Source organism: Streptomyces radiopugnans, assembly GCF_900110735.1.
Classification (GTDB): Bacteria; Actinomycetota; Actinomycetes; order Streptomycetales; family Streptomycetaceae; genus Streptomyces; species Streptomyces radiopugnans.
Genome location: NZ_FOET01000037.1, coordinates 1 through 1,458 on the forward strand (window position 1 = coordinate 1; position 1,458 = coordinate 1,458).

A 1,458-nucleotide genomic window follows, 5' to 3' on the forward strand; every position below is an offset into this window, starting at 1 on the left:
GTGGCGGCGGTGTGGGAGGAACTGCTGGGCATCTCCGGCATCCACCGGGACGACAACTTCTTCTCCCTCGGCGGCGACAGCCTCATCGCCACCCGGGTCGTCTCCCGGCTCCGCGCAGCGGGCTGGGAGGGGGCCGAGCTGGGCGACCTGTTCAGGACACCGGAACTGGCGGCCTTCAGCACGGGTCTGCGTTCACGCGGCTCCGCCGCCGGGCCCGCGGCACCCGTGCTGCGCCCGGCCCCCGAGCACCGGTACGAGCCGTTCGACCCGACCGACGTGCAGCGCGCCTACTGGATGGGCCGCACCGACGACTTCGAACTGGGCGGAGTGGGATGCCACTTCTACACGGAGTACGACGGCGAGCACATCGATCTGGACCGGCTGGAGGACGCCTGGAACACGTTGATCGCCCGGCACGACATGCTGCGCGCGGTCTTCCTGCCCGAAGGGCGGCAACAGGTCCGGCCCGAGGTCCCGCCCTTCACGATCCCGGTGTCCGAGGCCGGTCCGGATCCGGAGGAGGCCGAGGCAGCCCTCGCCGCGCTGCGGTCGGAGATGTCGCACCAGGTGCTCGACCCCTGCCGCTGGCCCCTGTTCGACGTGCGGGCGGTGCGGTACGGCCGGGGACGGGTGCGGCTGGGGGTCAGCTTCGACAGCATCCTGATCGACGCGCTCAGTGTGATGACCCTGCTGCGGGAACTCGACACGCTCTACCACGCCCCGGACGCCGGGCTGCCCCCGGTGGAGGTGACGTTCCGGGACTACGTGACGAGTGTCCGGCCCTCGCCCGAGGAGCTGGAGTCCTCGAAGGCGTACTGGTCGGAGCGGGTGCTGGAGCTTCCGGACGGACCGCAGCTTCCGCTGGCCGAGGACCCTTCCGCCGTCGGTACCCCCCGCTTCGTCCGGCGTGAGGACCGGCTGCCGGCCGAGAGGTGGCAGCGGCTGCGCGAACGGGCCCGGGCGTGCGGCGTCACCGGATCGACGCTGCTGGTGACCGCCTTCTCAGAGGTGCTCTCCACCTGGAGCGCGCGGCAGGAGCTCACCGTCAACCTCACTCTCTTCGACCGGCGGGAGGTGCACCCCCACATCGGGCGGGTGCTGGGCGACTTCACCTCGCTACTGCTGCTCGGCTACCGGCCCGAGGCGGATGAGACCTGGCGGGACGCCCTGCTGCGGACGCAGCGGCAGATGGGCCGGGACCTGGCGCACAGCGACGTCTCGGCCCTGTGGGTGATGCGGGAGCTGGCACGCCGCAGGGGCGCGCACGGCGTGACGATGCCGGTGGTGTTCACCAGTACGCTCGGCGTCTTCGACGGGGACGGGAACCCGGGCGAGCCGTCCTTCGCCGAGCGCGTGTGGGGTGTCTCGCAGACGCCGCAGGTGTGGCTGGACCACCAGGTGATCGAGCAGGACGGCGGTCTGCTGCTGGTGTGGGACGCGGTCGAGGAACTCTTCCCG

1 protein-coding gene is annotated in these 1,458 nt (G+C 71.6%); it reads left to right on the forward strand.

Annotation, left to right across the window (positions count from 1 at the left end):
* Positions 1-1,458, forward strand: a 1,458-nt coding sequence (locus BMY40_RS27335; RefSeq protein WP_245770360.1) for a condensation domain-containing protein, incomplete at both ends; no start/stop codon positions are given.